The organism is Rhizobium sp. WSM409 (genome assembly GCF_057653825.1).
This window is the reverse complement of record NZ_CM172794.1, coordinates 2,289,762-2,314,931: the sequence shown is the minus strand read 5'-3', so window position 1 is coordinate 2,314,931 and position 25,170 is coordinate 2,289,762. Positions and strand designations below refer to the sequence as shown.

The window sequence follows — 25,170 nt, the reverse complement described above, 5'->3', positions numbered from 1 at the left end:
GTACGTACAGCAAAGCACCGCCGGTCGGAGGAGACCCTGTCATGATCCGCAATCCCATCCTGCCCGGGTTCAATCCCGATCCGTCGATCTGCCGCGTCGGCGCGGATTATTACATCGCCACCTCGACCTTCGAATGGTATCCCGGCGTGCAGATCCACCATTCGCGCGACTTGGTGAACTGGACGCTGGTGCGCCGGCCGCTGGAGCGCAGATCGCAGCTCGACATGCGCGGCAATCCCGATAGCTGCGGCATCTGGGCGCCGTGCCTGTCCTATGCCGACGGGCAGTTCTGGCTGGTCTATACCGACGTCAAGCGCTACGACGGCAATTTCAAGGATGCGCCGAACTACATCGTCACGGCACCTACGATCGAGGCCGATTGGTCCGAGCCGGTCTATGTGAATTCCTCCGGCTTCGATCCCTCGCTCTTCCACGACGATGACGGCCGCAAGTGGTTCGTCAACATGCAGTGGAACCACCGCACCGAAAGCTATGGCGGCTCGCCGAAATCGCCGGCCTTCGACGGCATCCTGCTGCAGGAATGGGATCCGGTGGCAAAGGCGCTGAAGGGGCCAATCAAGAACATCTTCGCCGGCAGCCCGCTCGGCCTCGTCGAAGGCCCGCATCTCTTCAAGCGCAATGGCTGGTACTATCTGACCACCGCCGAGGGCGGCACCGGCTACGACCATGCCGTCACCATGGCGCGGTCGCGTAATATCGACGGGCCCTATGAGATGCATCCGAACATGCATCTCATCACCTCCAAGGATCATCCAGGCGCGGTATTACAGCGGGCAGGTCATGGCCAATATGTCGAAACGCCGGAGGGCGAGGCCTATCACACCCATCTCTGCGGCCGGCCGCTACCGCCGAAACGACGTTGCACGCTGGGGCGCGAGACATCCTTGCAGAAATGCGTCTGGCGCGACGATGACTGGCTCTATCTTGAAAACGGCACCTCGGTGCCCGATGTCGATGTGCCAGGCCTCTTTGGCGCGGCGCCGGTGGAAAAGCCGATGCGCAGCGAATACAGCTTCGATGGCGGCACGTTGCCCGCCGATTTCCAATGGCTGCGCACGCCAGAGCCCGCGCGCATCTTCAACCTGACGGATCGTCCCGGCCATCTGCGCCTGATTGCGCGCGAAAGCATCGGCTCCTGGTTCGAACAGTCGCTGGTTGCCCGCCGCCAGGAGCATCACAGTTTCCGCGCCGAGACCGTGATCGACTTCTCGCCCGACACCTATCAGCAGGTTGCGGGGCTGACGCATTACTACAACCGCCACAAATTCCACGCCGTCGCGGTGACGTTGCACGAAACACTCGGCCGCTGCGTGACGATCCTCTCCTGCAACGGCGACTACCCGAACGGCCGGCTGAGCTTTCCCGCCGACAGCGGGGTTTCGATTGCCGCCGATGGCCGCGTCCAGCTTGCCATGGAAATCCGCGAGAACGACCTGCAATTCTTCTGGCAGACCGAAGGCAAGGGCGCCTGGCAGCCGATCGGCCCGGTCCTCGACGCCGGCGTGATTTCCGACGAAGGCGGCCGCGGCGAACACGGCTCCTTCACCGGCGCTTTCGCCGGCGTGTTTGCCTTCGATACGTCGGGCCGGGCGAAGGCCGCGGATTTTGACTGGTTCAATTACGATGAGTTGTGAGGGGCACCTAGTCGCTTTCATCCACGGTGGACTACAGAAAGAATGAGGTGGGGAACGAAAAAAGAAAGCCGGCGCAGGGCCGGCTAAGACGAACGCGGCTGAACAGGGGATACTGGCCGGTTCCAAGCACTTCGTGACTGAACAATAACTTTGACTACATGGCCGAGGCAGCAAAAATGGGGCGCAACGAGAACACCCGGAGACGGCTCCGCAAAGGGGTGGCGGTGGGGCGGATGCCGGTGCTGACCTCGGCTCTCTTATCGGACACGAAGATCACCGGATGATGACATCTGAAAGCGGCAGCCGCCTTTCTTTTCGCCGTAAGGGGCTTCTCCTCGCGAAAACCCGATGCCGGCTACTTCGCCGCGTCAGCAGGTCAGCAGGTCAGCGGGTCAGCGGGCCAACTGTGTTAGCAGCGTGAATGCAGTGTTCATGGCTTAAGGATGTTAAAGCGTTACAAAGGGACTATATAGCGGCCGAAGTAACTTCCGAGAATCCGCAAGAGTACCGCATGGCCCCCATCATTTCCGTTCAGAACCTCACCAAGACCTATGCCAATGGGTTCGAGGCCCTGAAGGGCATCAATCTCGACGTCGAAAAAGGCGAGATCCTGGCGTTGCTCGGGCCGAACGGTGCGGGCAAGACGACGCTGATCTCGATCATCTGCGGCATCGCCAATCCGAGCCGCGGCCGGGTGCTGGTTGCTGGCCACGACGTCGTGAAGGATTTCCGCGCCACCCGCGGGATGATCGGGCTGGTGCCGCAGGAGCTGACCACCGATCAGTTCGAGACGGTGTTCAATACGGTGAGCTTTTCGCGTGGACTGCACGGCAAGAAGGCCAATCCTGCCCATATCGAGAAGGTGCTGCGCGCGCTCTCGTTGTGGGACAAGAAGGACAATATGCTGCGCCAGCTCTCCGGCGGCATGAAGCGGCGGGTGCTGATCGCCAAGGCGCTTTCCCATGAGCCGGAAATTCTTTTCCTCGACGAGCCGACCGCCGGCGTCGACGTGACGTTGCGCAAGGACATGTGGCATGTCGTTGAAGAGCTTCGGGCCTCCGGCGTCACCATCATTCTGACTACCCACTATATCGAAGAGGCCGAGGAAATCGCTGACCGTGTCGGCGTCATCAATGGCGGCAAGTTGCTGCTCGTCGAGGACAAGGCGGCGCTGATGGCCAAGCTCGGCCGCAAGCAACTCATCCTCGATCTCACCGAACCGCTCAGCCGCCTGCCGGATTGTTTTGCCGGCAATGGGCTGACGCTGGAAGCAGACGGCAACCGGCTGACTTATGATTTCGACGCTGGCAACGAACAGGAAAGCATCGCGGCCCTGCTGACCCGGCTCGGTGAGAACAATATCCATTTCAAGGATCTCTCGACGCGGCAAAGCTCGCTCGAGGACATCTTCGTGGCGCTGGTGGGAGCGGAAAAATGAACATCGAGGCCGTCAAATCGATCTATTTCTTTGAGATGGCGCGCACGCGCCGCACGCTGCTGCAGAGCGTCATCTCGCCCGTGATCTCGACCTCGCTCTATTTCATCGTCTTCGGCGCCGCTGTGGGATCACGCATTCAGGAGGTAGAGGGCGTGTCCTACGGCGCCTTCATCACGCCCGGCCTGATCATGCTGACGCTGCTTGGCCAGTGCATCAGCAATGGCTCCTTCGGCATCTATTTCCCGAAATTCACCGGCACGATCTACGAGGTACTTTCCGCGCCGGTGGCGATGACGGAGATCCTGCTCGGTTATGTCGGGGCGGCGGCGACCAAGGGGATGCTGATCGGCTTCATCATTCTCCTGACTGCCAATCTCTTCGTCGACGTCAGGATCGAGCATCCCTTCATGATGATCCTGTTCTTCCTGCTGACGGCGATTACCTTCAGCCTGTTCGGCTTCATGATCGGCATCTGGGCCGGCAATTTCGAACAGCTGAACCTCATTCCCATGCTGGTCGTGCCGCCGCTGACCTTTCTCGGCGGCAGCTTCTATTCGGTCAGCATGCTGCCGCCCTTCTGGCAGGCGGTCAGCCACCTCAACCCGGTGCTCTATCTCGTCAGCGGCTTCCGCTGGAGTTTTTACGGGATCGCCGATGTCAATCCGGCGATCAGCCTGGCGATGATCACGATGTTTCTGGTGATCTGCCTGGGAACACTCGCCTGGATCTTCAAGACCGGTTACCGGCTGCGCAACTGATCCGGCCCTCAGGAAGTGCCGCAATTTCAACATGAAAGATTGCTCAGCAAGAGGTCATCGGTCATGGGGCAATCTGATGGTCAGCAGCAATGTGCTTGGATGCCTCGCAATCGCATCCATCTATTACCTAGCACCGCAGCAAGGCCCATCGCAGGAGGCCGCCCATCCCGTCAAGGTTACCTTTGCTGTGGTGGTCGAGGGAAAAGAGCCTTTCTCTGCCGAGGTGTCATGCCTTCCCGACGACACATGCAGTCTCGCCAAGCATGACGATCTCGGCATTAATCTTGCAATTACAGTGTTTTCGGGCTCAGAGGCGCATGGTGAATTGAGCATCCATTGCTCACCCAATTCTTGTTCCTTCCGGAATTTGCGATCACGGATCGAGTTCTTCGGTCGGCGTGCTACCGTCGATATTTTGTCCGGTGAGGCTGACTCTGGTGTCACGACTCTGCTGGTTGCAAGGCAACGCCCGAGGATCGGTGAAGTCCTCATCTCGTACTGAGCGCATTGCGCCAGTTTTCCGTCAGGCGCTGCTGACGAGAAGGGCGCCCGAGATGATGAGGAGGATGCCGGCGACGAGCTTCATTATGTCGAGCTCGGAGGCTTCGCCGAGTCGTGCCGCCAGCCACTTCAACCCGGTGCCCTATCTTCAGCGGCTTCCGCTGGAGTTTTTACGGGATCGCCGACGTCAACCCGGCGATCAGCCTGGCGATGATCACGGTGTTCCTGGTGATCTGCCTGGGAACGCTCGCCTGGATCTTCAAGACCGACTACCGGCTGCGGAACTGATCAATCACCCGAACACGCGCCATCGGAAAACCCGATGACGCCATCGGTTTCTTCCGTTTTTCTTTCGCTCTGATCCGAGGCATCTGCTGCATCAGCCGAGAAGGAGATGGCAGATGACGGATATCAGGATCGAAGGCGCGAGGATCATTATTGTTGGCGGCAGTTCCGGAATGGGGCTGGCGCTGGCGAGGCGCTTGCTCGGGGAAGGGGCGGCGGTAACGATCGCAGGACGCAGTGAAGATAAGCTAGCGGCGGCCCGCCGCGATCTCGGCGAGCATCCTGGATTGGCGACGGTCGCCGTTGATATATCGCGCGAGGAAGAGGTCGCGACGCTGTTCCGCAATAGTGGGCGGGTCGATCACATCGTCAGCACGACGGCCGATATCGAAGGCGCCTATCAGCTACTGCCTAAGATCGAGCTTGCGGCGGCGCAAAGGGTGGTCGAAAGCAAAATCTACGGGCCGCTGCTGCTGGCAAAATATGGTGCCGCCCATTTGCCGCCGTCAGGATCGATCACCTATACGTCAGGTGTCGCGGCCTACCGGCCGGCGGCGCGTGGATCGGTGGTCGCAGCCGTCAATGCGGCGCTCGAAGGCATGGTCAGGGCGCTTGCTGTTGAACTGGCGCCGATCCGGATCAACGCGGTGTCGCCCGGATGGGTGGACACGCCGATCTGGAGCTTCGTCGCCGGCGAGGCCAAGCAGGCAACGCTTGATGCGATGGCACAGCGCCTGCCGGCCGGACGCGTTGGACGGCCCGATGATATTGCCGATGCGATCCGCTTCCTGATCGGCAACGGCTTCACGACAGGCACTATCCTGCATGTCGAAGGCGGGCATCGGCTGGTCTGAGCGGCGAGAGTTCTTCGCTTGCCGATTGCAGCAAGAGGGTAAGCGCCGGCGGCTGCACGCGCCTGCGCCGCCACATCATCACCAGTGAAGCGGCAGGTGGATTGCCCGGCCATGGTAGTTCGACGACGTCGCCCCGTGTTGCGGCCGGGCCGACCGCAAGGCGCGGTACGAGGCCATAACCGGTGCCGGATGCGACGAGCCGGATGATCGTCGCGATGCTGCCGGCTTCGGTGACGATTGATGGTGCTGCAATCTGCGCTTCGGCAAAGGCAGTGTCGAACAGGTGACGGTAGACGCAGCCGGTTTCGGTGGCGACGAAGGGGGCGGTGCTCAGTGCCGCGAGGCTTGCAGGTAGCCGAGCTTGCGAATCGCGACCGCCAATCAGCACCAGCGGTTCGCTGCAGATGCGGCGCGTCAGGAAGCGCTCATCCTGCTGCCCGCGATCGAAGGTGAAGGCGACGTCGATCGAGCCGTGCTGCAATTGCGCAAGTAATTCGCCGCTGCCGCCGACCTTGAGCTTGAGGCCGACGTCTGGGTTCTTCTTGCGAAAGAGTGACAGCCACGGCGCCAGTCTTTCGGCGGCGATGGTTTCGAGCGTGCCCAAGGTGACGGACTGCTCCGCACTGCCGGCTGCGGCGCTGACGGCGGCATTCGCTTCGTCGTTCAGCGCCAGTATCTCTTCGGCGTAAGCCTTGAGGACCGAACCTGCCGCTGTCGGGACGACGCCCTGCCGGGAGCGGAGGAAGAGTTCTGCGCCCAGTTCCTCTTCCAGCGCCTGTATCTGGTCGCTGAGGCTTGACTGAGCGAGATTGACCTCGGCAGCGGCGCGCGTGAGATTTTCGTGCCGGATCACCGCAAGGAATGTCTTCAATTGTCGTGGGTTCATGTCGAGCTCCGGTACGGCGCGCAGAGGCGCCTGGACGCAGGATATCAACAAAGCAGAAGGCGCTGCAACGCAGGAGCATGTGGCGGCGCACCAGTCCCCGTCAAGCGCTGCTGACGAGAAGGGCGCCCGAGATGATGAGGAGGGTGCCGGCGACGAGCTTCATTACGTCGAGCTCGGAGGCTTCGCCGAGAAAGACGGCGCCGATCGCCAGCGTCACCAGTACGTTGCAGCTCCAGATCGGCGCGAGTTTCGAGACGGGAACACCGTAAGTGAAAAGCGCAAAGCTGATCAGGCCGGTGCCGACGGCAAAGCAGGCGCCTGCGGTGGCGGCAAAGCCGAGACCTTCGGCGGTCCAGGGGGCAGGGCGCCAAATCAGGGCGGCAATTAGCCCAGCCAACGCACAGGCGGCGCCGAAGGCGATCAGGTAGACAGCGGAGCCGGTGGCTGATGTGGCGCTCTGCTTCTGGAAGATGGCGGTAATGCCCCAGAACAGGGCCGGCAGAGCGCCGCCGATGACGATCGGCCAGAGTGAATTCATTGCGAAGCTCCTGTCGCACCCATGGGTCAAGGCCTCGCCGCGGGCGAAGGCCGGTCGAACATGCGGTGCCACCAGACTACAGCGCCGCGCGTCTTTTCAGACGCGCAAAGGACGCTGTAGCACTTTGAATTGTTGCATAATTCCTTAAATCGATTCCGATTTAAGGAATTATGCGGCAGGAGTTTCTTATTGTTCTTTGTGGTCTTGTTGTTCTTGCGCTCAAGCTGCCAGATCCGCTCGTCGCCGTAAAGCGGTGGAGCCGCAATTAGTTGCGCATGCGGAGTTCGTCGGTCTGCATCTGCAGCGAGCCCAGCGTTTCCAGGAAGCTCATACCGAGCAGGCTCTGGTCGAGCCGGCCATCCTCGGAGACGCTGGCTGCGACATTGTTGCGGACGATCGGGCCGATCGCTACCTGGTCGAGCGTGACGGGTGCTGCGCGGCCGCGGCCGTTGGCGGTCATGACCGTCATGGAATAGGTGAGGCGGGAGAGGTCGATGCCGATGCGTTCGGCATCTTCGCGCGACAGCGCCACCATGCTGGCGCCGGTATCGACAAGCATCTCGATCGTCTGGCCGTTGACTGCGACATCGGCTTGGAAATGGCCGTTCAGCAGCTTGTGCAGGATGATCTCCTGGCCGCCCTCGCTTGTGGTGACGACGACGGCGCGGCCGGGAACGAGGCCGGCGAGCAGCCTGTTGCCGACGCCGAGCGCTTCCTGGCGATAGAGGTAGACGGTCACGAGCGCCAGGATGATGACCAGCCAGATCATCATCTGGCGCATCGTTTCGCCGATGCTGCGCCGGCTCGCCCAGATGCCGGCCGACAACATCAGCGCGATCGGCAGCAGATAGACGACGCGGCCGAAGTCATCGCTCTGCAGACCAAGGATGCGGCTGTTGTCATTGTTGACAATCAGCACGGCAAGGCCGATGCCGATCACGACGAGGAAGACGGTCAAACGGATCATAAAGGCCGCTCCGGCCCACCGGCGAGGCTCGTTTTCATACGGTTCGACGGCGTGGCGGCGCCTGCGAGCCTTGCCGGCAGCAGCGCCATGATCCGTCTTCGCTCGGTGTCGGAATAACTCATCCAGCTGCCGATTTCCTGAAGAGTCCGGCCGCATCCGGCGCAAAATCCGGTGGTGGGTTCCAGCGAGCAGACGTGAATGCAGGGTGTTTGCATGAGCGATATATCGGAGTTTCAAAGGGCCGTGGCAAGGGCGCAAAGAGTGGCGATCTCGCAAATTTGCTGCGTCGCGCCCAGCGTATCGCCGGTGTGGCCGGCAAGCTTGCGGCGGATGAAGGCGGTGAAGGCAAACCCTGCGATGCCGGTGGCGAGCAGGCTTGCGACCAGCGGCCGCAGGCCGAATGCCGGCCAGATCAGAAGCGCTGCGACGAGGCCGGCCGAGGCGAGCGCAAACTGCATCGCCGCCTCGTCCGGCTGGCCGGTCGAGGCGGCCACGCCATCGGCCTTTGCCGGTGCCAACCGCTGCCAGTGCCAGGCGATGGCGCCACGGCTGAGAGCCGCGACGGCGGGAATGGCGAGGGCAGCAGTGAGCGGCGAGGAATGGCGGGCGATGGCGGCAAGTGCGGCTGCGCGGATCGCGAAGGAGAGGATCAGGGCTATCGCGCCATAGGTGCCGATCCGGCTATCCTTCATGATGAGCAGGCTCTGTTCGCGGCTCTTGCCGCCGCCGATGCCGTCGGCCGTATCGGCCAGACCGTCCTCGTGCAGCGCGCCGGTGACGAGGACCTGGACGGAAAGCGCGATCAGGGCTGCCATCAGCGGATCGGCGCGCAGCCCCAAAAGGAGGAAGAGGGCGAGTGCGGGGATGAAGCCGATGACGATGCCGGCAAAGGGAAAGGAGCGCACCAGCGGGCCGAGCCTGCCGTCATAACCTTTGAACAGCGATTGCCGCATGGGAATGCGGCTGAGGAAGGCGACGGCGCGGGCGGTATCGACCGCATAGTCCTTGATCTTCATTCTGTTTCGTTCTGCCGGAGGTCTCGGCTTATGGTCTCGGCTGCGCTTTTGGAGTTGTTCGCCTCGTCCGCCCGCTTTAAGAGAGTTTCCATCCGCAAAGAAGCTGATTTGCGGGGAAAAAACAAGAATACCCGGATTTATAGGAAAACCGCACAGATGAGCGTTTCAGGCCTGCCGTTCGACGATTTCCGTACCCTGCTCCGCGACCTGCCGGGGCCGGACGCCCGCGCGCTGGTGGCGGCGCGCGAACGTGACGCGCAGCTGACCAAGCCGCCGGGTGCGCTCGGACGGCTCGAAGAGATCGCCTTCTGGCTTGCCGCTTGGACGGGCCGCACACCTGCCGTCAACCGGCCGCTGGTGGCGATCTTTGCCGGCAATCACGGCGTCACCAGGCAGGGGATCACACCTTTTCCGCCAACGGTGACGCAACAGATGGTCGAGAACTTTGCAGCCGGCGGTGCGGCGATCAACCAGATCTGTGTCGCCTATGATCTCGGATTGAAAGTCTTCGATCTGGCGCTCGATTATCCCACCGGCGACATCACCGAGGAGGCAGCACTTTCCGAGCGCGATTGCGCCGCGACCATGGCCTTCGGCATGGAGGCGATCGCCGGCGGCACCGACCTGCTCTGCATCGGCGAGATGGGCATCGGCAATACGACGATTGCGGCGGCGATCAACTATGCGCTTTACGGCGGTTCGGCGCGCGACTGGGTGGGACCCGGCACCGGTTCGGAAGGCGAGATGCTGGAGCGCAAGATCGCGGCAGTGGAAAAGGCGGTGGCGCTGCATGGCGACCATCTCGACGATCCGCTGGAGATCATGCGCCGGCTCGGCGGCCGCGAGATCGCTGCGATGGCCGGCGCCATTCTTGCGGCCCGCATGGAGCGCATCCCGGTGCTGATCGACGGTTATGTCGCGACCGCCGCGGCGGCGATCCTGAAGGCCGCCAATCCGTCCGCGCTCGATCATTGCCTGATCGGCCATGTCTCCGGCGAGCCCGGACATCTTCGCGCAATCGAGATGCTCGGCAAGACGCCGCTTCTGGCGCTTGGCATGCGGCTCGGCGAAGGCACCGGTGCCGCACTTGCCGCCGGTATCGTCAAGGCGGCCGCCGCCTGTCATTCCGGCATGGCGACCTTCGCCCAGGCGGGTGTGTCGAATAAGCATTAAGGCCGCAGTGGGCGCCGTCGATCCGCGCGCGTTCGCTTGCGCCGCCCAAATGGATTCGGTATTTGCGTATTCGCTCATTGATGGGGAGGCTCCCCGGTTTGATGCAACAGGAAGAGGAAGGGCATCTTGATGAAGCCTGCGGTGACGAAAGAGACCGGACTTCGGCATTTCATCGCCGCCGCCAGCTATTCCTGGGCAGGCTTTCTGCGGGTGCTGAAAGAGGCGGCCTTCCGTCAGGAACTCGGTTTTTTCATCGCTTCGATCGCGGCGCTGGCGCTGGTGGGAGCCACTGCGGGCGAGATCGTCGTCGCGGTGCTTCTGTTTCTCGGGCTCTTTTCGATGGAGGCGATGAATACGGCCGTTGAAGAGGTGATCGACCGGATTTCGCCGGAGATTTCGATTGTCGGCAAACATGCCAAGGATCTCGGCTCCTTCGCGGTAACCTGCATGATTGCCGCCTGCTGCCTCTATCTCGGCTTCGTCCTCGGAAAGCAGCTGTTCTTTAGCTGATTCAGGCAAAACTCTTGCGCTTGCGCGCAACGGCGTGAGCCTCCTCGACGGCCGGCAGGCTCTGGAGCACACGCTTGGCGGGCAGGATGGCGATGACCTCGGTGCCCTCGCGCAGTTTCGATTTCAGCAGGAACTGTCCGTCATGTTTGGCAAGGATCGCCTGGACGATCGGCAGGCCGAGGCCGGTACCCTGTTCGGCGCTCTTGATGGCGATCGAGCCCTGGCCAAAGGCCGACAGGACGACGGGAATCTCTTCTTCCGGAATGCCGGGGCCGTTGTCCTTGATCGAGATGTACTGGCCGCCGCCAGCTGTCCAGCCGACCTTAACGTGGATCTCGCCGCCCTGCGGCGTGAACTTGACCGCATTGGAGAGAAGGTTGAGCACCACCTGGCGCATCGACTTCTCGTCGGCCCAGATGGCCGGCAGCTGCCGCTCGAACTGGTCCGAAATGGCAATGTTCTTGGCGCGGGCGCGCAGCTGGACCATGCCGATGCAATCTTCGGTGATATCGAGAAGCGAAATCGCCTCCTCGCTCAGCTCGTATTTGCCGGCCTCGATGCGCGACAGGTCGAGGATCTCGTTGATGAGATCGAGCAGATGCTGGCCGGAGCGGTGGATATCGCCGGCATATTCCTTGTAGGTCGGATTGGCGAGCGGCCCCATGACTTCGGCCGACATCACCTCGGAAAAGCCGAGGATGGCGTTGAGAGGCGTTCGAAGCTCGTGCGACATGGAGGCAAGGAAGCGCGACTTGGCGAGGTTCGCCTCTTCGGCGCGGCGGCGAGCCTCGTCCGACATCGATTTCGCCACTTCCAGCTCTGCGATCAGGTCGTCCTTCTCCGACTGATATGAGAGAATCCTGAGGTTCGACTTGAAGAGCCGGTCGCTGATATAATTGAAGAAGACAAGAGTGGTGGTGAAGGCCACCGTCAGGCTGATTTCGAGCAGGTCGCGCGACAGGCCGCTCTTGGCGGCGAGCGCCAGGACCGCCGGTGAGAAGGCGGCGAGCACGGCAGGCGTCAGCATGAAGTTCGACATCGCCGTGACGGAGAGCGCGATCAGCAGCGTCGCGCCCTTATAGAGAATGAAACTCGATGGCTCGCAGGTGTCGCAGCCTTGCAGCGCGAAGACGGCCCAGCAGCAGCCGAGCAGGAACTGGCCGGAGAGCAGCAGGCGGCGCCATTCGCGGGCGTTCTCGGAGGTGATTTCCTGCCGGCGGGCGCGGCGCGCCAGCAGGATATTGCCGGTATGACAGGTGAGCGTCAGCAGCGCCCAGAAGAGCAATTGGGTGTTCTGGGTGAAATAGACGCCAAGCGCGGTGATGATGACGACGAAGAGCGGCATGAGCGACGCGCTCTGCAGCACCGATGCCACATACATGTTGAGCACGTCACGATCGAAGGAGGAATTTGACGCATGACCGGACTGAAGACGTTCGCGCGTCTGCCGCACGGCCTTGGAAACGGCCTTGTTGCGGTGGCTGCGCGACCTGTCGACGATGATCTTGTCGGTCGATGTGCTTACGCCGGTACTCATGTGCACGTTGAAACTTCATCCCAGGGTGGATAAGAGCTTAACCGACAATTCTTAAGAAGATGTTTGCCATCTTTGCCAAGGATTTGTTTTTTAAGGAGGCGAAAGCGTGACACGGGGCCTGCGCCTGATTCGCGACGGCGTGACCGCTTTTGCCCTGCTGGTGCTCGTGGCGCTGATCGCCGCCAAGCTCAACGATGCAGCAAAAATCGAGCATGCCGGCGCCTTTCATGCTGCCGACGGTGACAGTCTGGCGTTGGGAGGCGAACGGTTGCGCCTCGAAGGCATCGATGCGCCGGAGCTCAACCAAAGCTGCGAGCGGGCGGGGAAGGCCTGGGCCTGCGGGCGCGCGGCGCGCGAGGCGCTGCAGGATATGGTGCTGGCATCGGGAACTGTTTGTCAGGGCAGCCGGCGCGACCGCTACGACAGGCTGCTCGTCGTCTGCCGGAGCGGGGCGGGCGGCGACATCAATGCCGCCATGGTGCGCCGGGGCATGGCCATTTCTTATGGCGATTATGGCAAAGAGGAGGCCGAGGCAAAGGGCCAGAAGGCGGGCCTCTGGGCCGGGACTTTCGAGCGGCCACGCGATGTGCGCGACCATGCGCGCCAGAGTTCCGGTTTCGACGGCGTCCTGCGCTTTATCGGGCAGGCTGTCGGATGGGAGTAAAGTCATGAGCGACGAAGCCATGCTGGAGATGCTGCGGCAGGAGATCGGCTCCTGTCGCATCTGTCGAGACGCACCGGGAAAAGGCCTCGAACACCGGCTGCCGCACGAGCCGGGGCCAGTGGTGGTGATCTCATCGAACGCGCGCATCCTGATCGCCGGGCAGGCGCCCGGGCTTCGGGTGCATGAGAGCGGCCTGCCGTTCGACGATGCATCGGGAGACCGCCTGCGATCATGGCTCGGTGTTGACAGGGCAAGCTTCTACGACCGCGACCGATTCGCTATCGTGCCGATGGGCTTCTGCTTTCCCGGCTACGACGACAAGGGCGCGGATCTGCCGCCGCGGCGTGAATGCGCGCCGTTCTGGCGGCAAAGGGTGATCTCGGCCATGCCGCAGATCGAACTGGTGCTGGTCATCGGCCAATATGCGCAGGCCTGGCATATGGCCGGTGAAAGGCGGGACAATATGACCGAGACGGTGCGGGCATGGCGTGACTGTTTTCTGTCCAACCGATCGCCGGCGGTGCTGCCGCTGCCGCACCCGAGCTGGCGCAACAGCGGCTGGCTGAAGCGCAATCCTTGGTTCGAGGAAGAATTGCTCCCGGTCTTGCAGGAACGGACGAAAATGCTGCTTTCCTGAAACAAAATTCTTTTAGTTGCACGGAATCGAGTTATACAAAGAAAATAATTCGAAAGGACTGTTGTGCGCATGGACCGCCTCGACCGAAAAATACTGCGTCTTCTGCAAGAAGATTCGACGCTTGCCGTTGCCGATCTCGCCAAGAAAGTGGGGCTTTCGACGACGCCATGCTGGCGGCGCATCCAGAAAATGGAAGAAGACGGCGTCATCAAGCGCCGAGTCGCCATCCTTGATCCGGAGAAGGTCAACACCAAGGTCACCGTCTTCGTGTCGATTCGCACCGCCACCCATTCGATTGAATGGCTGCGCCGCTTTTCCGAGGTGGTCGCCGAATTCCCCGAAGTGGTCGAATTCTACCGGATGAGCGGCGATGTCGATTATCTCCTGCGAGTCGTCGTGCCTGATATTGCCGCCTATGACGCTTTTTATAAGCGGATGATCGCCAAGATTGAGATTCGCGACGTTTCCTCCGCCTTTGCGATGGAGCAGATCAAGTATTCGACGCAGCTGCCGCTCGACTACATGATTCTCGACAATGCCAAATCCAACGAGGATTGAGGTCAAGCGTGCGGTCATGACCGCACGCGATAATGCCAAATCCGAAGACTGGGACCACGCGTGAGTCTGACCGGGGATATACCTATTGGGTGTGTTCTGGCCGCAAGCGGGAATGCCGGTTCCGCAAAACCAAGTTTTGGCCAGTGCGGTCGGCGATTGCAAAAAAAGCCTCAAAAATAGCAAAAAAACGCTCAAATCGCCCCAAATTCCTGGAAAAGTGAATAGCCTGGTAAGGATTCCGGGGTTATGGTTGATGAAACCACGGGGCGATATGTCATAATTTCGTCTCATTGGTATCGAATTCAGAACACCATGTTCTAAACCGCTGCCTTGTTTGTGCTTGTTAGCCGGCGGTAGAGTTTATGCGCTTCACCAGTATGTTCGACGGGGGTCGAGCGGTGGAGAATTTGACAGATGGGGTGTAGCGTTTTGCGGCTTGCGATGGAGGATTTCCGTCGCGGAGCCGTTTGTCGTGTTTTTCGCCTAAATATTTGAAGTTGTTGTATAAAAATCACGTCACCGGGGAAAGTTGCTCGAAGGAGCCCACCTGGCGTGTATCGAGAATTGCTTGATAGGTCCTTGTATGTGATGACGGTTTGGCGGTTCGATCGATCCGCACGCCGAGATGGCTGTTCAAACTGGGCCGGCTTCAAATCGACTACCCGATCTGAAGCTAGCCCCGATCGACAAAGGAATGGATTGGTAAATGAACATCAGAATGGTTTTGCTTGCATCAGCAGCAGCATTTGCTGCATCGACGCCGGTTCTTGCAGCTGACGCTATTGTTGCTGCTGAGCCGGAACCGGTTGAATATGTTCGCGTCTGCGACGCTTACGGCACCGGCTACTTCTACATCCCGGGCACCGAAACCTGCCTCAAGATCGAAGGCTACATCCGTTTCCAGGTTAACGTTGGCGAAGATGTCGGCGGCGATTCGGACTGGGATGCCGTCACCCGCGGTCAGGTTCAGTTCACGGCCAAGAGCGACACCGAGTATGGTCCGCTGACCGGCGTCATCGTCATGCAGTTCAATGCTGACAACGCCACCGATCAGGACGCCATTCTCGACTCCGCTTACCTCGACGTCGCGGGCTTCCGCGCCGGTCTGTTCTACAGCTGGTGGGACGATGGTCTCTCCGGCGAAACCGACGACATCGGCTCGGTTGTAACGCTGCACAACTCCATCCGTTATCAGTATGAAAGCGGCACCTTCTACGCTGGCCTCAGCGTCGACGAACTGGAAGACGGCGTCTACAAGGCCGACGAAGAAGCCAACAACGTTGGCGTTGCCTTCGGCGTTGGTGGCACTGCCGGTGCGTTCAGCTACCAGATCACCGGTGGCTATGACGTCGACAACGAAGACGGTGCTGTCCGTGCAATGGGCACGGTTGACATCGGTCCCGGTACGCTCGGCCTCGCCGGCGTATACTCTTCCGGCCCGAACTCCTACTACTCTTCGGCTGAATGGGCTGTTGCTGCCGAATACGCAATCAAGGCAACTGACAAGCTGAAGATCACGCCGGCCGTTCAGTACTACGGCAACTACTTCGGCGGCGACAAGGCCGTTCCGGATGACTTCGACGGTCTCGGCGATGCCTGGAAGGTCGGTCTGACGGTTGATTACCAGATCGTCGACAACTTCTACGCCAAGGCTTCGGTTCAGTACCTCGATCCGGATGATGGTGACAACTCCACGACGGGCTACTTCCGTCTGCAGCGTTCGTTCTAATCCACTTAGTGGATGCTCCCGGTCTTCGGACCGGGAGCACTTAAATCAGTTTCTGATCCGAGTGACCTCCGATCAGCTACGGGGACGGGTCCGGTCTTCCCTGCCGGACCGTCCTTGCAGCGTTTTTGAAGCGCCGTCTTCAATGCCGTTTTTCAGAATCGCCTTTTGAGGTGAACCCAACAGGTACGTTGCGTATCGCACGTCGGCATCTGCAAGCCTCGCCTCTCGAGGCACTCCGTTTTTCAATCTTTCAAACGAGCTGGATCCACCGATAGAATTATCGTGCGGACGGCTGTTGGTCTGTCTGCCTATGCGGCGTCGGCTGGCTTTGCCGCAATAGGTCGCGAAAAGAAAATCCAATGCCGACAATGTGATCACAGCTTTTTGGGAGAGAGGATACAACCCTTGCTGGGGGCCGGCATTCATTCCTACTCTCGGATAGCTTGTTCTTATGGACGATCTCAACGACTACTATTATTTCGCCGCTGTCGTCTCCAGCGGCGGTTTCGCTTCTGCAAGTCGCGATCTAAAAATACCACGTTCGAAGCTCAGCAGGCGGGTCAGCCGGCTTGAGGAAGGGCTTGGCGCAAGGCTCATAGAACGCTCGACTCGCCACTTCCGGGTGACTGAGATCGGCCAGGCTTTCTACGAAAGATGCCAGACCATCCTGCAGGAGGCCGATCGCGCCAAATCGATCGTCAGCGAGGCTCAGTCCGACCCGCAAGGTGTGGTGCGTATGGGCTGCCCGCTCGGTCTCGTCGACATATCGGTCGGGGGGATCCTGCCCGAATTCCTGGAACGTTATCCGAAGATCAAGCTGCAGATCATCGGCTCCGAGCGGCGCGCCGATCTCATCAACGAACGGATCGACCTCGAGGTGAGGGCGACCAACGAGCCGGAGACGCAGACGAGCCTGACGATGCGTAAGCTCGACCGTATCAGGCGTATCCTGGTCGCAAGTCCGTCGCTCGTCGAACGTACCGGCAACTTGCATTGTGTGGACGAACTCGCGGACCTGCCGACGCTGGCGATGACGTCATGGGTGTCGTTCCACACCTGGGAACTGGTCGGTCCGAATGACGCCAAGCAGGTGATTCGGCATCAGCCGCGGCTCACCTGCCGCAGTATGACCGCCATCCTCGACGCAGCCCGTGCCGGCCTCGGCTTCGGGCTTTTGCTCGAAAGTGCCTGCGAGGCCGATCTCCAGGCCGGCAAGCTGGTGCGGGTGCTGCCGGAATGGCAGTCGGAGGAGAGCCAGTTCTACATCGTCTTCACGACAGCGAAGGGCATGCCGCCGGCGGTGCGGGTCCTGATCGATTTCCTGGTCGAAAAATCCAGGCAGCATTGATTTAGAGCCTTTCCGGGTTAGATTGAAGCATTCTGCCGGAGCAGGTTTTCGTCAGGGCAAAGGCGATTGGCGACGGGCATACCCCAGGGTACGTCCGAGCCGATCGCCTCTGATCCTGGCGCAAAGATGCCCGGCCCTTCGGGTTGGCTGAAACGGGCCGGCTGATCGACCGGCCGGCTTGGCCGTAGAGCTTGGCTACGACGCGCGCCGGCCGGCCAACCATCCGACTCCGTTTGAGCCAACAGAATGCTTCAATCTAACCCGGAAAGGCTCTAGTTATTCGAGCCGGCATCCCGCCTCATCTCAACCGTGCCAACAGCTTTTCGTCGGCCAGTTCCCTGGCGGCATCCTTGCCGATCCAGTGGGCGGTTTTATCAGGGCTTTCCGCCAGGATCCTTGCGAGTGCCAGGGCCGGCGCATGGCAGGCGAGATTGCGCTTGCCGATACTGCGCAGGGCCCAATTCACGGCCTTGCGCACGAAGTTTCGCGGGTCGTCGGCATGGGCCTCGATCAGCGGCAACCAAGCGAGGATGGTCGCATCAGGTTCCTTCTTCAAGTGAACCGCGGCACCGGCAATCATGGCGAAGGCGGTGCGCCTGATAAATTCACGCTCGTCGGCGGCGAAGTCTGAGATGAGTTCATCCAGCCGGGCTTCAACGAAGAGATCGGCGGCGCAATCGACGATCTCCCAGGAGTTGAAATCAGCGGCCCAATTTCGGGCTTCTTCAGACGTCAACCGCTTCGGCTCGGCTGTGTAGAGGGCAAGCAGGCGGGTTTCGCGGATATCGCTTCGCCAGAGCTGCATTGCCCTGAGGTGATCCTTCTTCGCCAGTCTGGCGACCGCCCTGATATCGGGATTGGAGATACCGAGGGCGTGATCGGTAACGATGCCGAAGCGCGCCATGGCGGCGACATTCTCCTCCGAACGCAGGGTTTCGAGATGCGCGATCAGTTCGGCCGCATCGGAGGAGGGGTCGATCATTTTTCGAGGCGGGCAAGCAGCGAGGATGTGTCCCAGCGATTGCCGCCCATTGCCTGCACGTCGCCGTAGAACTGGTCGACGACGGCGGTGACCGGTAGCTTGGCGCCATTGCGGCGGGCTTCGGTGAGCACGATGCCGAGATCCTTGCGCATCCAGTCGACCGCAAAGCCGAAGTCATATTTGCCTGCGTTCATGGTCTTGTGGCGGTTTTCCATCTGCCAGGAACCGGCCGCACCCTTGGAAATCACCTCGACGACCTTTTCAATATCCAGGCCGGCGCGCTTGCCGAAATGCAGCGCTTCGGCAAGTCCCTGGACGAGGCCGGCGATGCAGATCTGGTTGACCATCTTGGTCAGCTGGCCCGAGCCTGCCGGCCCCATCAGGCCAACCATGCGGGCATAGGCGTCGATGACAGGCCTGGCGCGTTCGAAGACGGCCTCGTCGCCGCCGCACATGACGGTCAGGACACCGTTTTCGGCGCCGGCCTGGCCGCCGGAGACGGGCGCATCGATGAAATCGACACCTTTTTCCTTTGCCGCGGCATGAAGCTCGCGGGCGATCTCAGCGCTGGCGGTGGTGTTGTCGATCAGCACCGAACCCGGCTTCATGCCGTGCAGGGCGCCGTTTTCACCCAATGTCACCGAGCGGAGATCTTCGTCATTGCCGACGCAGACGAAGACGAAATCGGCTCCAGTGGCTGCCTTGGCCGGAGTGGGAGCGGCGTGGCCCGAAAATTTCTCGGCCCAGGCGGCGGCTTTTGCCGGCGTGCGGTTATAGACGGTGACATCGTGGCCGCCTTTCGTCTTCAGATGGCCCGCCATGGGAAACCCCATGACGCCGAGACCGATGAACGCGACTTTTGCCATATGTCCTATCCTTTTCCTGAAGTGCAGGCCCGAGGATTAACCGAAACGGCGGGAGCAGAAAAGCCCGTGAAGACGGACTTCCCTCCGATTGCGCATATGAGGCTGGCCGCCGTTCGGCCGAGCCCTAGATTAGCGACAGGGCATTATGTTTCCGGGAGGTGACATGAGCGAAATTCCGACGATCAAGCCGCGGCGCAAAGGCCGCAGCGGAATGCAGGCGATGCTTATTCCATCGCAGCAGATGGTCGCAGAGCAAATTCGATCGGCACCGGAAGGTGTCCTCACCGACGTCGGCCTTCTCCGTCGCCGTCTCGCTGCTCAATACGGGGCAGACGCCTGTTGCCCGGTGACCATGCAGCGGCATTTGCGTGCGATCGCCGAGCTATCCTTCGGGGCACTGGAGAAGGGCGAGCCGGTGTCGACGGTTACGCCCTATTGGCGCATGGTCGATCCCGCAAGTCTGCTTGCGAAGCGTCTCACAGGTGGCCCCACCTTCATCCGGGAGCGGCTGGCCGCGGAAGGTCGGGAGTGAGCCGGGATGGTAGGCAGCATATGGCGCGCGAAAAAAATCCGCTCAAGGGCGATTTCCGAGCTGCAAAATTTCAGCAAAGGCGGAAACTTGCAAATAAAATTGTCGATATAAATTATAGATTTCATCATCATGGAATTCACCACTGACGGGGTCGACCAGCCGAAAGACAGGCCCGACACCATAAAAAATGGGGAAAGTCATGATTTCACGTCGACAAACGCTCGGGCTTTTCGCAGCAGCTGCGGCCACGGCAATCCTGCCGGCTGTCAGGCCGGCACGCGCTGCCGCCAGCGAGTTCCGTATCGGCTGGCAGAAGAACGGCGTGCTGGCGCTCGCCAAGCGTCGCAGTGCACTTGAAAAGCGGCTTGCCGATCACGGCATTACCGTCAGCTGGTCGGAATTCACCTCCGGCCCGCCGCTTCTCGAAGCGTTAGGCGCAGGCGCTCTCGATTTCGGCGCGACCGGCGATGTACCGCCGCTCTTTGCCCAGGCGGCCGGCGGGCAGCTCTATTATGTCGGTCTCTACAAGGGTAGCCCGGCAGCCTCGGCCATCCTCGTGCGCAAGGATTCGTCGATCAAGACACTTGAAGACCTCAAGGGAAAAAAGGTCGCTTTCAAGCGCGGCTCCAGCGCGCATAATGTAACGGTCAAGGTTCTGCGCAAGGCAGGCCTGAAGCCCGAAGATGTCGAGCAGCTCGACCTTTCGCCGCCGGATGCTGCCGCCGCTTTCAAGAATGGCAGTATCGACGCCTGGTCGATCTGGGATCCATATCTGGCGATTGCCGAAGCTGATCCGGAGACTCGTATCATCACGACCGCTGAAGGCATCGTCGACTCCTACAGTTTCTTCCTCGCCAATCGCGATTTTACCGATGCTAATGGGCAAGTGATCGTCGACGTGATCGATGAGCTTGCCAAGGTCGGTAAGTCGGCACAGAGCAATCTCGACGAAACGGTGAAGGAGCTTTCCGAAATTACCGGTGTGCCGGCTGACGTGACGCGCGTGACATTGACACGCAAGGGCGCCGATCTCGGCAGCGTCTCGACCATCACCGATGCCGCCGCCGCCTATCAGCAAGCACTCGCAGACGAGTTCTACGGGCTCGGCATCCTGCCGAAGAAGCTCGTGACCGGCGATATCGTCTGGCGTCCCAAGGCGAGCTGATTTTCCGGCCGAGCCAAGATTTCCGCGAGGCGGCATGGAGAGGGCCTCCATGCCGCTGAACCGGAAAAATATTCTCCAAAACGGATTAGAATAGCAAATTGATATTGTCGATCTAATTGATAGTCTATGTCACTATCCTCGCGATCGAGCGGACACCGAAAGGCATCTGCCTGCTGCCATCCGATCGACAGGGATATTTCAGATGCTCGCGCATAGACAGACAGCCGGCCTTCTTGCCGCCCCGCCCACTACGATCCTCCCAAGCATCTGTGCGGCGGCGGCGCTACGCAAGGCAGACAGAGAGCTATCTCGACCACGCGAGTTGATTTTCGAATTCCGCAGCTAAAGGACCGTCTTCCAATGACCACCTCCCATACAGGCACATCCGAGCCCATCAATTTCCTCTGGTTCATCCCGACATCGGGCGACGGCACCTATCTCGGCTCCTCTGATCTCAACCGCGCGCCCGAGATCGGCTATCTCACGCAGATCGCTCAGGCCGTCGACCGGCTCGGCTATTCCGGCGTGCTGCTGCCGACCGGGGTTGCCTGCGAAGAATCCTTCGTGACGGCGGCAGCCCTTGCCGCCAAAACCGAGAAGCTGCAGTTCCTGGTGGCGATCCGTCCCGGCACCGCATCGCCTGCCTATTACGCGCGTCTTGCGACGACGCTCGACCGCATCTCCAACGGCCGCCTGCTGCTCAACATCGTCGTCGGCGGTAGCCCGGCGGAGCTAGCCGGCGATGGCATCCATCTCGAGCATGACGAGCGCTATGCCCATGCCGAAGAGTTCTTCACCATCTTCGAGGAACTGCTGGAAAAGGGAACGGCAAGCTTCGACGGCAAATACATCAAGGCGACCAATGCGCGCCTCGGCTTTCCCTCGGTGCAGAACCCGCGCCCGCCGCTCTATTTCGGCGGCTCGTCGGATGCCGGCATCGATTTCTCCGTCGGCCGTGTCGACAAGTACCTGACCTGGGGCGAGCCGCCGGCACAGGTTGCCGAGAAGGTCACCAAGGTGCGCAAGGCTGCCGGCGAACGCGGCCGCGAGGTGAGCTTCGGCATTCGTCTGCACTTCATCGTGCGCGAAACCGATGATGAAGCATGGGAGGCGGCCGAGCGACTGATCCGCCATCTCGACGACGATACGATCCGCGAGGCGCAGGAGCGCTTCGTCCACGAGTCCGACTCGGTCGGCCAGAAGCGAATGGCTGCCCTTCATGGCGGGCGCCGCGACAAGCTCGAAGTCTCGCCGAACCTCTGGGCCGGCGTCGGCTTGGTGCGCGCCGGTGCGGGCACGGCACTTGTGGGATCGCCGAAGACGGTGGCCGCGCGCCTTCGCGAATATCAGGAGATCGGCATCGATACGGTCATCGGCTCCGGCTATCCGCATCTCGAAGAGGCCTATCGCGTCGCCGAACTGCTTTTCCCCGAACTCGGCATCACCCGCGAGCAGCAGCGCCTGGGCTTCAACAACGAGTTCGGCCGCAAACAGGTCTTCGCAGGCGGCAGCCATGGCGGCAATCTGAAAGTCGTCTCCGGCTCCTGAGCTCGAACGAAGACGCCGAGCGTGACACCGTCGCGAGCCGCTTACGGCTTGCGAGATCCTGCTCCCGATAAGCGCGAGGACAATGCATGTCGACTTTCGATACTCCGTTCGTACGGTCGGTCGCTTCCGAAAAGGCCGGGAAGGCGGGTTTGCGCCTGCCGCTGCCCGGCCTGGACAAGCTGACCCCCTATCTGGTGCCGGTGGCGATCGTGGCGTTGTGGCAGCTTGCCTCCTCAGCCGGCTGGATCTCATCGCGCATTATGCCGTCGCCGGCCGATGTCGGCTTCGCCTTCTGGTCAACGACGGTTTCCGGCCAGTTGCCGAACGACGTGCTGGTGAGCGCCGGCCGCGCCTTTGCCGGCCTTCTCGTCGGCGGTTCGATCGGCTTCCTGCTCGGCATTGCCAATGGCGTATCGCGCATTTCCGAGCAGTTGACCGATACGACGCTGCAGATGCTGCGCACCATTCCGCATCTGGCGATGATCCCGCTTGTCATCCTGTGGTTCGGAATCGGCGAGGAATCGAAGCTGTTTCTCACCTCGCTCGGCGTGCTCTTCCCCGTTTATCTCAACACCTATCACGGGGTGCGCAATGTCGATCGCGACCTGATCGAAATGGGCAAGGTCTATGGCATGGGCAACTGGACGCTCTTCCGCAAGGTGATTTTTCCAGGCGCGCTGCCGTCGATCTTCGTCGGTCTCAGATATGCGCTCGGCATCATGTGGCTGACGCTGATCGTATCGGAATCGATCGCCGCATCGTCAGGCATCGGCCACATGGCCAACAATGCCCGCGAATTCATGATGACTGACGTCGTCGTGCTCGCCCTTGTCATCTATGCCGTGCTCGGCAAGCTTGCCGATGTCATCGCCCGGGTTCTGGAGAGGCGGCTGCTCGCCTGGAACCCGGTCTATCAGAAATAGGAGAGACGCCATGACATCGATCGCGCATGAGCGTTTTCACGCCGTCGCCGAAGAGCCAGCTTATGCGCGTGAAAACGCGCCCGCGGTAGGCCATAGTGCGCCCGCGGCGATCAGCCTGACGGGACTTGAAAAGAGTTTTGGGGCCAACCGCGTACTGCGCGGCATCAACCTGCATATTCCGGCCGGCCAGTTCGTTGCCGTGATTGGCAAGAGCGGCTGTGGAAAGAGCACGCTGCTGCGCATCCTGATGGGCCTTGACGAGCCGAGTGCCGGCGAATTGCATTTCGAGGATGCCGGCGGCGCGCAGGCGAGTCCGAACGCGCGCATCGTCTTTCAGGAGCCGCGGCTGCTGCCCTGGCTTAGTGTTGCCGACAATGTGGTTGTTGGGCTGGGTGACGGCATCGACAGGCGGGCGGCGCTGAAGGCGACCGACGCCGTGCTTGCCGAAGTCCAGCTTGGCGAAAAGACCGGGGAATGGCCGGCGCGGCTTTCCGGCGGGCAACGGCAGCGCGTGGCGCTGGCGCGGGCGTTGGTCAGCCGGCCGGGCGTGCTGGCACTCGACGAACCGCTCGGCGCACTCGATGCGCTGACGCGGATCAGCATGCAGGAACTCATCAACCGTGTCTGGCGCGAACTCGGCTTCACCGCAGTGCTCGTCACCCATGATGTCAGCGAGGCGGTGCATCTCGCCGACCGGGTCATCGTGCTCGACGAGGGGCGGATCGCACTCGATCTTCCCATTCCCTATCCGCGTCCGCGCCGGCACGGCCATCCCGGCCTCGCCGAGCTGGAAGGCCGGCTGCTTGCCGCGATTCTCGGCACCGACGGCGGCCATTGATCCCAAGGCTATTCGCAACGCTAAATGACCTCGGCACAGGCGAGGCGTGTCCGCGCGAGCATACATGACCAATGGCGAAAATGCATAGCCTCTTGGGTATGTGAAGTTCACCCTACCTCTGCCACGCGCGCTGCCATGCGCACCAAATTCAGCAATACTATTTTCCTCAAGTTGTTTTACGTTCAGCTTGACTCATTCATATCTCCATGGCTATACGTTAATCCATAGCCAACGAGGTATGGATTGTAGATGTCGGACACCCAGGACGTGCTCTTCAGAACGCTCGCCGATCCGACCCGGCGGGCTCTTTTCGAACGGCTGTGCCGCGAAGGAGAAAAGACGGTCGGGGCTCTGACGGCTCGGGCCGGGGTCTCGCAACCAGTCGTCTCGAAACATCTTGGAATCCTGAAGCAGGCCGGATTGGTGCGCGACCGCCATGAAGGGCGGCAGACGCATTATAGCGCCCAGCTCGGCGCGCTGTCGCCGCTGGTCGACTGGACAAGCGAGATGGCTGGCTTTTGGCAAAACCGGTTCGACCAGCTGGAAGATCTATTGAAAAGGATGGACCAATGACCGAAATTTCAAACGAAACCCGTTCCGTCATCGTCGAACGAGAGATCCCTTTTCCGCCGGAAAAGATCTGGCGCGCGCTCACGCAGCCGCATCTGATTGCGGACTGGCTGATGAAAAACGACTTCGTGCCGATCGTGGATCAGCGTTTCAAGCTGAGCGCGGATTGGGGCTCGGTCGACTGCCAGGTCCTGGAAGTCGAGCCGAATAAAACCCTGTCTTACACCTGGGCTGCCTATGATCTCGAAAGTGTCGTCACCTGGACTCTCACGCCCACGGGCGCGGGCACGCAGTTACGCATGGAGCAGTCGGGCTTCCGGCCGGATCAGCGGCAGGCCTACGGGGGCGCCAAAAGCGGTTGGCCGCAGTTCTTCGCAAATCTCGAGCAGGTGCTGACGCGGATCGAGTGAGGCCGCGGCCAAAACGGATCACACCATCCGCTTCGCTTGTTTTCGCAGGAGGTTCCCTTGAATTGGAATAACTGGCTTCGGCAGATCCACCGTTGGCTGTCCATTGCCTTTACGCTGGCCGTCATAATTAATATCATCGCAATGGTGCAGGAGAAATCGTCCGTCTGGGTAGGCCTCACGGCGCTGCTGCCGCTGACCTTGCTGCTGCTCACCGGTCTCTACCTGTTCGCGCTGCCATATGCCACCCGGTGGCGCGGCGCGGGACGCAGCGGAGGGTAGGAG

The 25,170-nt window shown here is 60.9% G+C and carries 29 protein-coding genes and 1 pseudogene; 21 read left to right on the top strand and 9 right to left on the bottom strand.

All coding sequences use genetic code 11. The features are described from left to right. Positions 1–41 precede the first annotated feature (41 nt). The 6 genes and pseudogenes from AC25BC_RS11610 (at position 42) to AC25BC_RS11585 (ending at position 5,491) form a co-directional block, all read left to right on the top strand. Positions 42–1,655: a glycoside hydrolase family 43 protein gene (locus AC25BC_RS11610; protein ID WP_017994343.1), complete on the top strand. Its 1,614-nt coding sequence runs from the start codon at positions 42–44 to the stop codon at positions 1,653–1,655. Between the two features lie 511 nt (positions 1,656–2,166). After that, the gene (locus AC25BC_RS11605; protein WP_012757798.1) at positions 2,167–3,093 is read left to right on the top strand and encodes an ABC transporter ATP-binding protein; all 927 of its coding nucleotides are present in this window, start codon (positions 2,167–2,169) and stop codon (positions 3,091–3,093) included. After that, positions 3,090–3,851, top strand: a complete 762-nt coding sequence (locus AC25BC_RS11600) for an ABC transporter permease (protein WP_012757797.1) — start codon at positions 3,090–3,092, stop codon at positions 3,849–3,851. The genes AC25BC_RS11605 and AC25BC_RS11600 overlap by 4 nt, the downstream gene beginning before the upstream one ends. A 76-nt stretch (positions 3,852–3,927) precedes the next feature. Beyond that, the gene (locus AC25BC_RS11595; RefSeq protein WP_128438406.1) at positions 3,928–4,353 is read left to right on the top strand and encodes a hypothetical protein; all 426 of its coding nucleotides are present in this window, start codon (positions 3,928–3,930) and stop codon (positions 4,351–4,353) included. A 112-nt stretch (positions 4,354–4,465) separates the two neighbouring features. Further along, positions 4,466–4,640 (top strand): annotated as a pseudogene (locus AC25BC_RS11590) (ABC transporter permease); the annotation flags it as partial. A gap of 113 nt (positions 4,641–4,753) precedes the next feature. Next, positions 4,754–5,491, top strand: a complete 738-nt coding sequence (locus AC25BC_RS11585; protein WP_128438407.1) for an SDR family oxidoreductase — start codon at positions 4,754–4,756, stop codon at positions 5,489–5,491. On the opposite strand, the gene AC25BC_RS11580 is transcribed toward AC25BC_RS11585, so the two are convergent. The 5 genes from AC25BC_RS11580 to AC25BC_RS11560 form a co-directional block, all read right to left on the bottom strand. Beyond that, the gene (locus tag AC25BC_RS11580; RefSeq protein ID WP_012757795.1) at positions 5,454–6,377 is read right to left on the bottom strand and encodes a LysR family transcriptional regulator; all 924 of its coding nucleotides are present in this window, start codon (positions 6,375–6,377) and stop codon (positions 5,454–5,456) included. The genes AC25BC_RS11585 and AC25BC_RS11580 overlap by 38 nt on opposite strands. A gap of 100 nt (positions 6,378–6,477) precedes the next feature. Next, positions 6,478–6,915 carry an EamA family transporter gene (locus AC25BC_RS11575; RefSeq protein ID WP_012757794.1) on the bottom strand — a complete coding sequence of 146 codons (438 nt, stop codon included), beginning with the start codon at positions 6,913–6,915 and terminating at the stop codon, positions 6,478–6,480. A gap of 265 nt (positions 6,916–7,180) precedes the next feature. Then, a complete protein-coding gene (locus tag AC25BC_RS11570) occupies positions 7,181–7,882 on the bottom strand; it encodes a TIGR02281 family clan AA aspartic protease (RefSeq protein ID WP_012757793.1) in 702 nt (233 codons plus the stop codon). Beyond that, the gene (locus tag AC25BC_RS11565) at positions 7,879–8,097 is read right to left on the bottom strand and encodes a DUF1289 domain-containing protein (RefSeq protein ID WP_012757792.1); all 219 of its coding nucleotides are present in this window, start codon (positions 8,095–8,097) and stop codon (positions 7,879–7,881) included. The genes AC25BC_RS11570 and AC25BC_RS11565 overlap by 4 nt, the downstream gene beginning before the upstream one ends. A gap of 18 nt (positions 8,098–8,115) precedes the next feature. After that, positions 8,116–8,898: an adenosylcobinamide-GDP ribazoletransferase gene (locus AC25BC_RS11560; RefSeq protein ID WP_012757791.1), complete on the bottom strand. Its 783-nt coding sequence runs from the start codon at positions 8,896–8,898 to the stop codon at positions 8,116–8,118. A 156-nt stretch (positions 8,899–9,054) separates the two neighbouring features. Between AC25BC_RS11560 and cobT the strand changes: the two genes are divergently transcribed. Together cobT and AC25BC_RS11550 are read left to right on the top strand one after the other, a co-directional pair. Beyond that, a complete protein-coding gene (cobT, locus tag AC25BC_RS11555) occupies positions 9,055–10,071 on the top strand; it encodes a nicotinate-nucleotide--dimethylbenzimidazole phosphoribosyltransferase (RefSeq protein ID WP_017994336.1) in 1,017 nt (338 codons plus the stop codon). Positions 10,072–10,197: 126 nt separating this feature from the next. After that, a complete protein-coding gene (locus AC25BC_RS11550; protein WP_017994335.1) occupies positions 10,198–10,581 on the top strand; it encodes a diacylglycerol kinase in 384 nt (127 codons plus the stop codon). A gap of 1 nt (position 10,582) precedes the next feature. On the opposite strand, the gene AC25BC_RS11545 is transcribed toward AC25BC_RS11550, so the two are convergent. Then, the gene (locus AC25BC_RS11545; RefSeq protein WP_128438408.1) at positions 10,583–12,118 is read right to left on the bottom strand and encodes a sensor histidine kinase; all 1,536 of its coding nucleotides are present in this window, start codon (positions 12,116–12,118) and stop codon (positions 10,583–10,585) included. A 106-nt stretch (positions 12,119–12,224) separates the two neighbouring features. On the opposite strand from AC25BC_RS11545, the gene AC25BC_RS11540 reads away from it, so the two are divergent. The 4 genes from AC25BC_RS11540 (at position 12,225) to AC25BC_RS11525 (ending at position 15,706) form a co-directional block, all read left to right on the top strand. Next, entirely contained in the window at positions 12,225–12,782 is a 558-nt protein-coding gene (locus AC25BC_RS11540) for a thermonuclease family protein (RefSeq protein WP_012757787.1), read from the top strand. A gap of 4 nt (positions 12,783–12,786) precedes the next feature. After that, positions 12,787–13,419, top strand: coding sequence for a uracil-DNA glycosylase family protein (locus AC25BC_RS11535; protein WP_128438409.1), 633 nt, complete (start codon positions 12,787–12,789; stop codon positions 13,417–13,419). Positions 13,420–13,488: 69 nt separating this feature from the next. Beyond that, a complete protein-coding gene (locus AC25BC_RS11530) occupies positions 13,489–13,977 on the top strand; it encodes an Lrp/AsnC family transcriptional regulator (protein WP_003540387.1) in 489 nt (162 codons plus the stop codon). 706 nt (positions 13,978–14,683) lie between these two features. Continuing rightward, positions 14,684–15,706, top strand: a complete 1,023-nt coding sequence (locus AC25BC_RS11525) for a porin (RefSeq protein ID WP_487778555.1) — start codon at positions 14,684–14,686, stop codon at positions 15,704–15,706. A 72-nt stretch (positions 15,707–15,778) separates the two neighbouring features. On the opposite strand, the gene AC25BC_RS11520 is transcribed toward AC25BC_RS11525, so the two are convergent. Then, positions 15,779–16,132: a hypothetical protein gene (locus tag AC25BC_RS11520; RefSeq protein WP_128408013.1), complete on the bottom strand. Its 354-nt coding sequence runs from the start codon at positions 16,130–16,132 to the stop codon at positions 15,779–15,781. A 25-nt stretch (positions 16,133–16,157) separates the two neighbouring features. On the opposite strand from AC25BC_RS11520, the gene AC25BC_RS11515 reads away from it, so the two are divergent. Further along, positions 16,158–17,054, top strand: coding sequence for a LysR substrate-binding domain-containing protein (locus AC25BC_RS11515; protein WP_017994334.1), 897 nt, complete (start codon positions 16,158–16,160; stop codon positions 17,052–17,054). Positions 17,055–17,352: 298 nt separating this feature from the next. Here AC25BC_RS11515 and AC25BC_RS11510 read toward each other — a convergent pair whose 3' ends face one another. Together AC25BC_RS11510 and AC25BC_RS11505 are read right to left on the bottom strand one after the other, a co-directional pair. Further along, a complete protein-coding gene (locus AC25BC_RS11510) occupies positions 17,353–18,036 on the bottom strand; it encodes a DNA alkylation repair protein (RefSeq protein ID WP_128438410.1) in 684 nt (227 codons plus the stop codon). Further along, positions 18,033–18,902 (bottom strand): NAD(P)-dependent oxidoreductase, encoded by an 870-nt coding sequence (locus AC25BC_RS11505; RefSeq protein WP_012757782.1) that lies wholly within the window; start codon positions 18,900–18,902, stop codon positions 18,033–18,035. The genes AC25BC_RS11510 and AC25BC_RS11505 overlap by 4 nt, the downstream gene beginning before the upstream one ends. A 163-nt stretch (positions 18,903–19,065) precedes the next feature. Here AC25BC_RS11505 and AC25BC_RS11500 point away from each other — a divergent pair, with 163 nt between their 5' ends. From AC25BC_RS11500 to AC25BC_RS11465, 8 genes are all read left to right on the top strand, one after another. Further along, a complete protein-coding gene (locus AC25BC_RS11500) occupies positions 19,066–19,434 on the top strand; it encodes a hypothetical protein (protein WP_012757781.1) in 369 nt (122 codons plus the stop codon). Between the two features lie 199 nt (positions 19,435–19,633). Next, positions 19,634–20,599, top strand: a complete 966-nt coding sequence (locus AC25BC_RS11495; RefSeq protein WP_113548310.1) for an aliphatic sulfonate ABC transporter substrate-binding protein — start codon at positions 19,634–19,636, stop codon at positions 20,597–20,599. A gap of 360 nt (positions 20,600–20,959) precedes the next feature. Continuing rightward, entirely contained in the window at positions 20,960–22,147 is a 1,188-nt protein-coding gene (gene ssuD / locus AC25BC_RS11490; RefSeq protein ID WP_128438411.1) for an FMNH2-dependent alkanesulfonate monooxygenase, read from the top strand. A gap of 86 nt (positions 22,148–22,233) precedes the next feature. Beyond that, complete coding sequence (gene ssuC / locus AC25BC_RS11485; RefSeq protein WP_128438412.1) at positions 22,234–23,070, top strand: aliphatic sulfonate ABC transporter permease SsuC; 837 nt, start codon at positions 22,234–22,236, stop codon at positions 23,068–23,070. 10 nt (positions 23,071–23,080) lie between these two features. Continuing rightward, positions 23,081–23,908 carry an ATP-binding cassette domain-containing protein gene (locus AC25BC_RS11480; RefSeq protein ID WP_128438413.1) on the top strand — a complete coding sequence of 276 codons (828 nt, stop codon included), beginning with the start codon at positions 23,081–23,083 and terminating at the stop codon, positions 23,906–23,908. 249 nt (positions 23,909–24,157) lie between these two features. Further along, entirely contained in the window at positions 24,158–24,481 is a 324-nt protein-coding gene (locus AC25BC_RS11475; protein WP_128438414.1) for an ArsR/SmtB family transcription factor, read from the top strand. Continuing rightward, positions 24,478–24,888, top strand: coding sequence for an SRPBCC family protein (locus AC25BC_RS11470; RefSeq protein ID WP_012757776.1), 411 nt, complete (start codon positions 24,478–24,480; stop codon positions 24,886–24,888). The genes AC25BC_RS11475 and AC25BC_RS11470 overlap by 4 nt, the downstream gene beginning before the upstream one ends. A 57-nt stretch (positions 24,889–24,945) precedes the next feature. Continuing rightward, positions 24,946–25,167 (top strand): hypothetical protein, encoded by a 222-nt coding sequence (locus AC25BC_RS11465; protein ID WP_128438415.1) that lies wholly within the window; start codon positions 24,946–24,948, stop codon positions 25,165–25,167. The last annotated feature ends 3 nt before the right edge of the window (positions 25,168–25,170 follow it).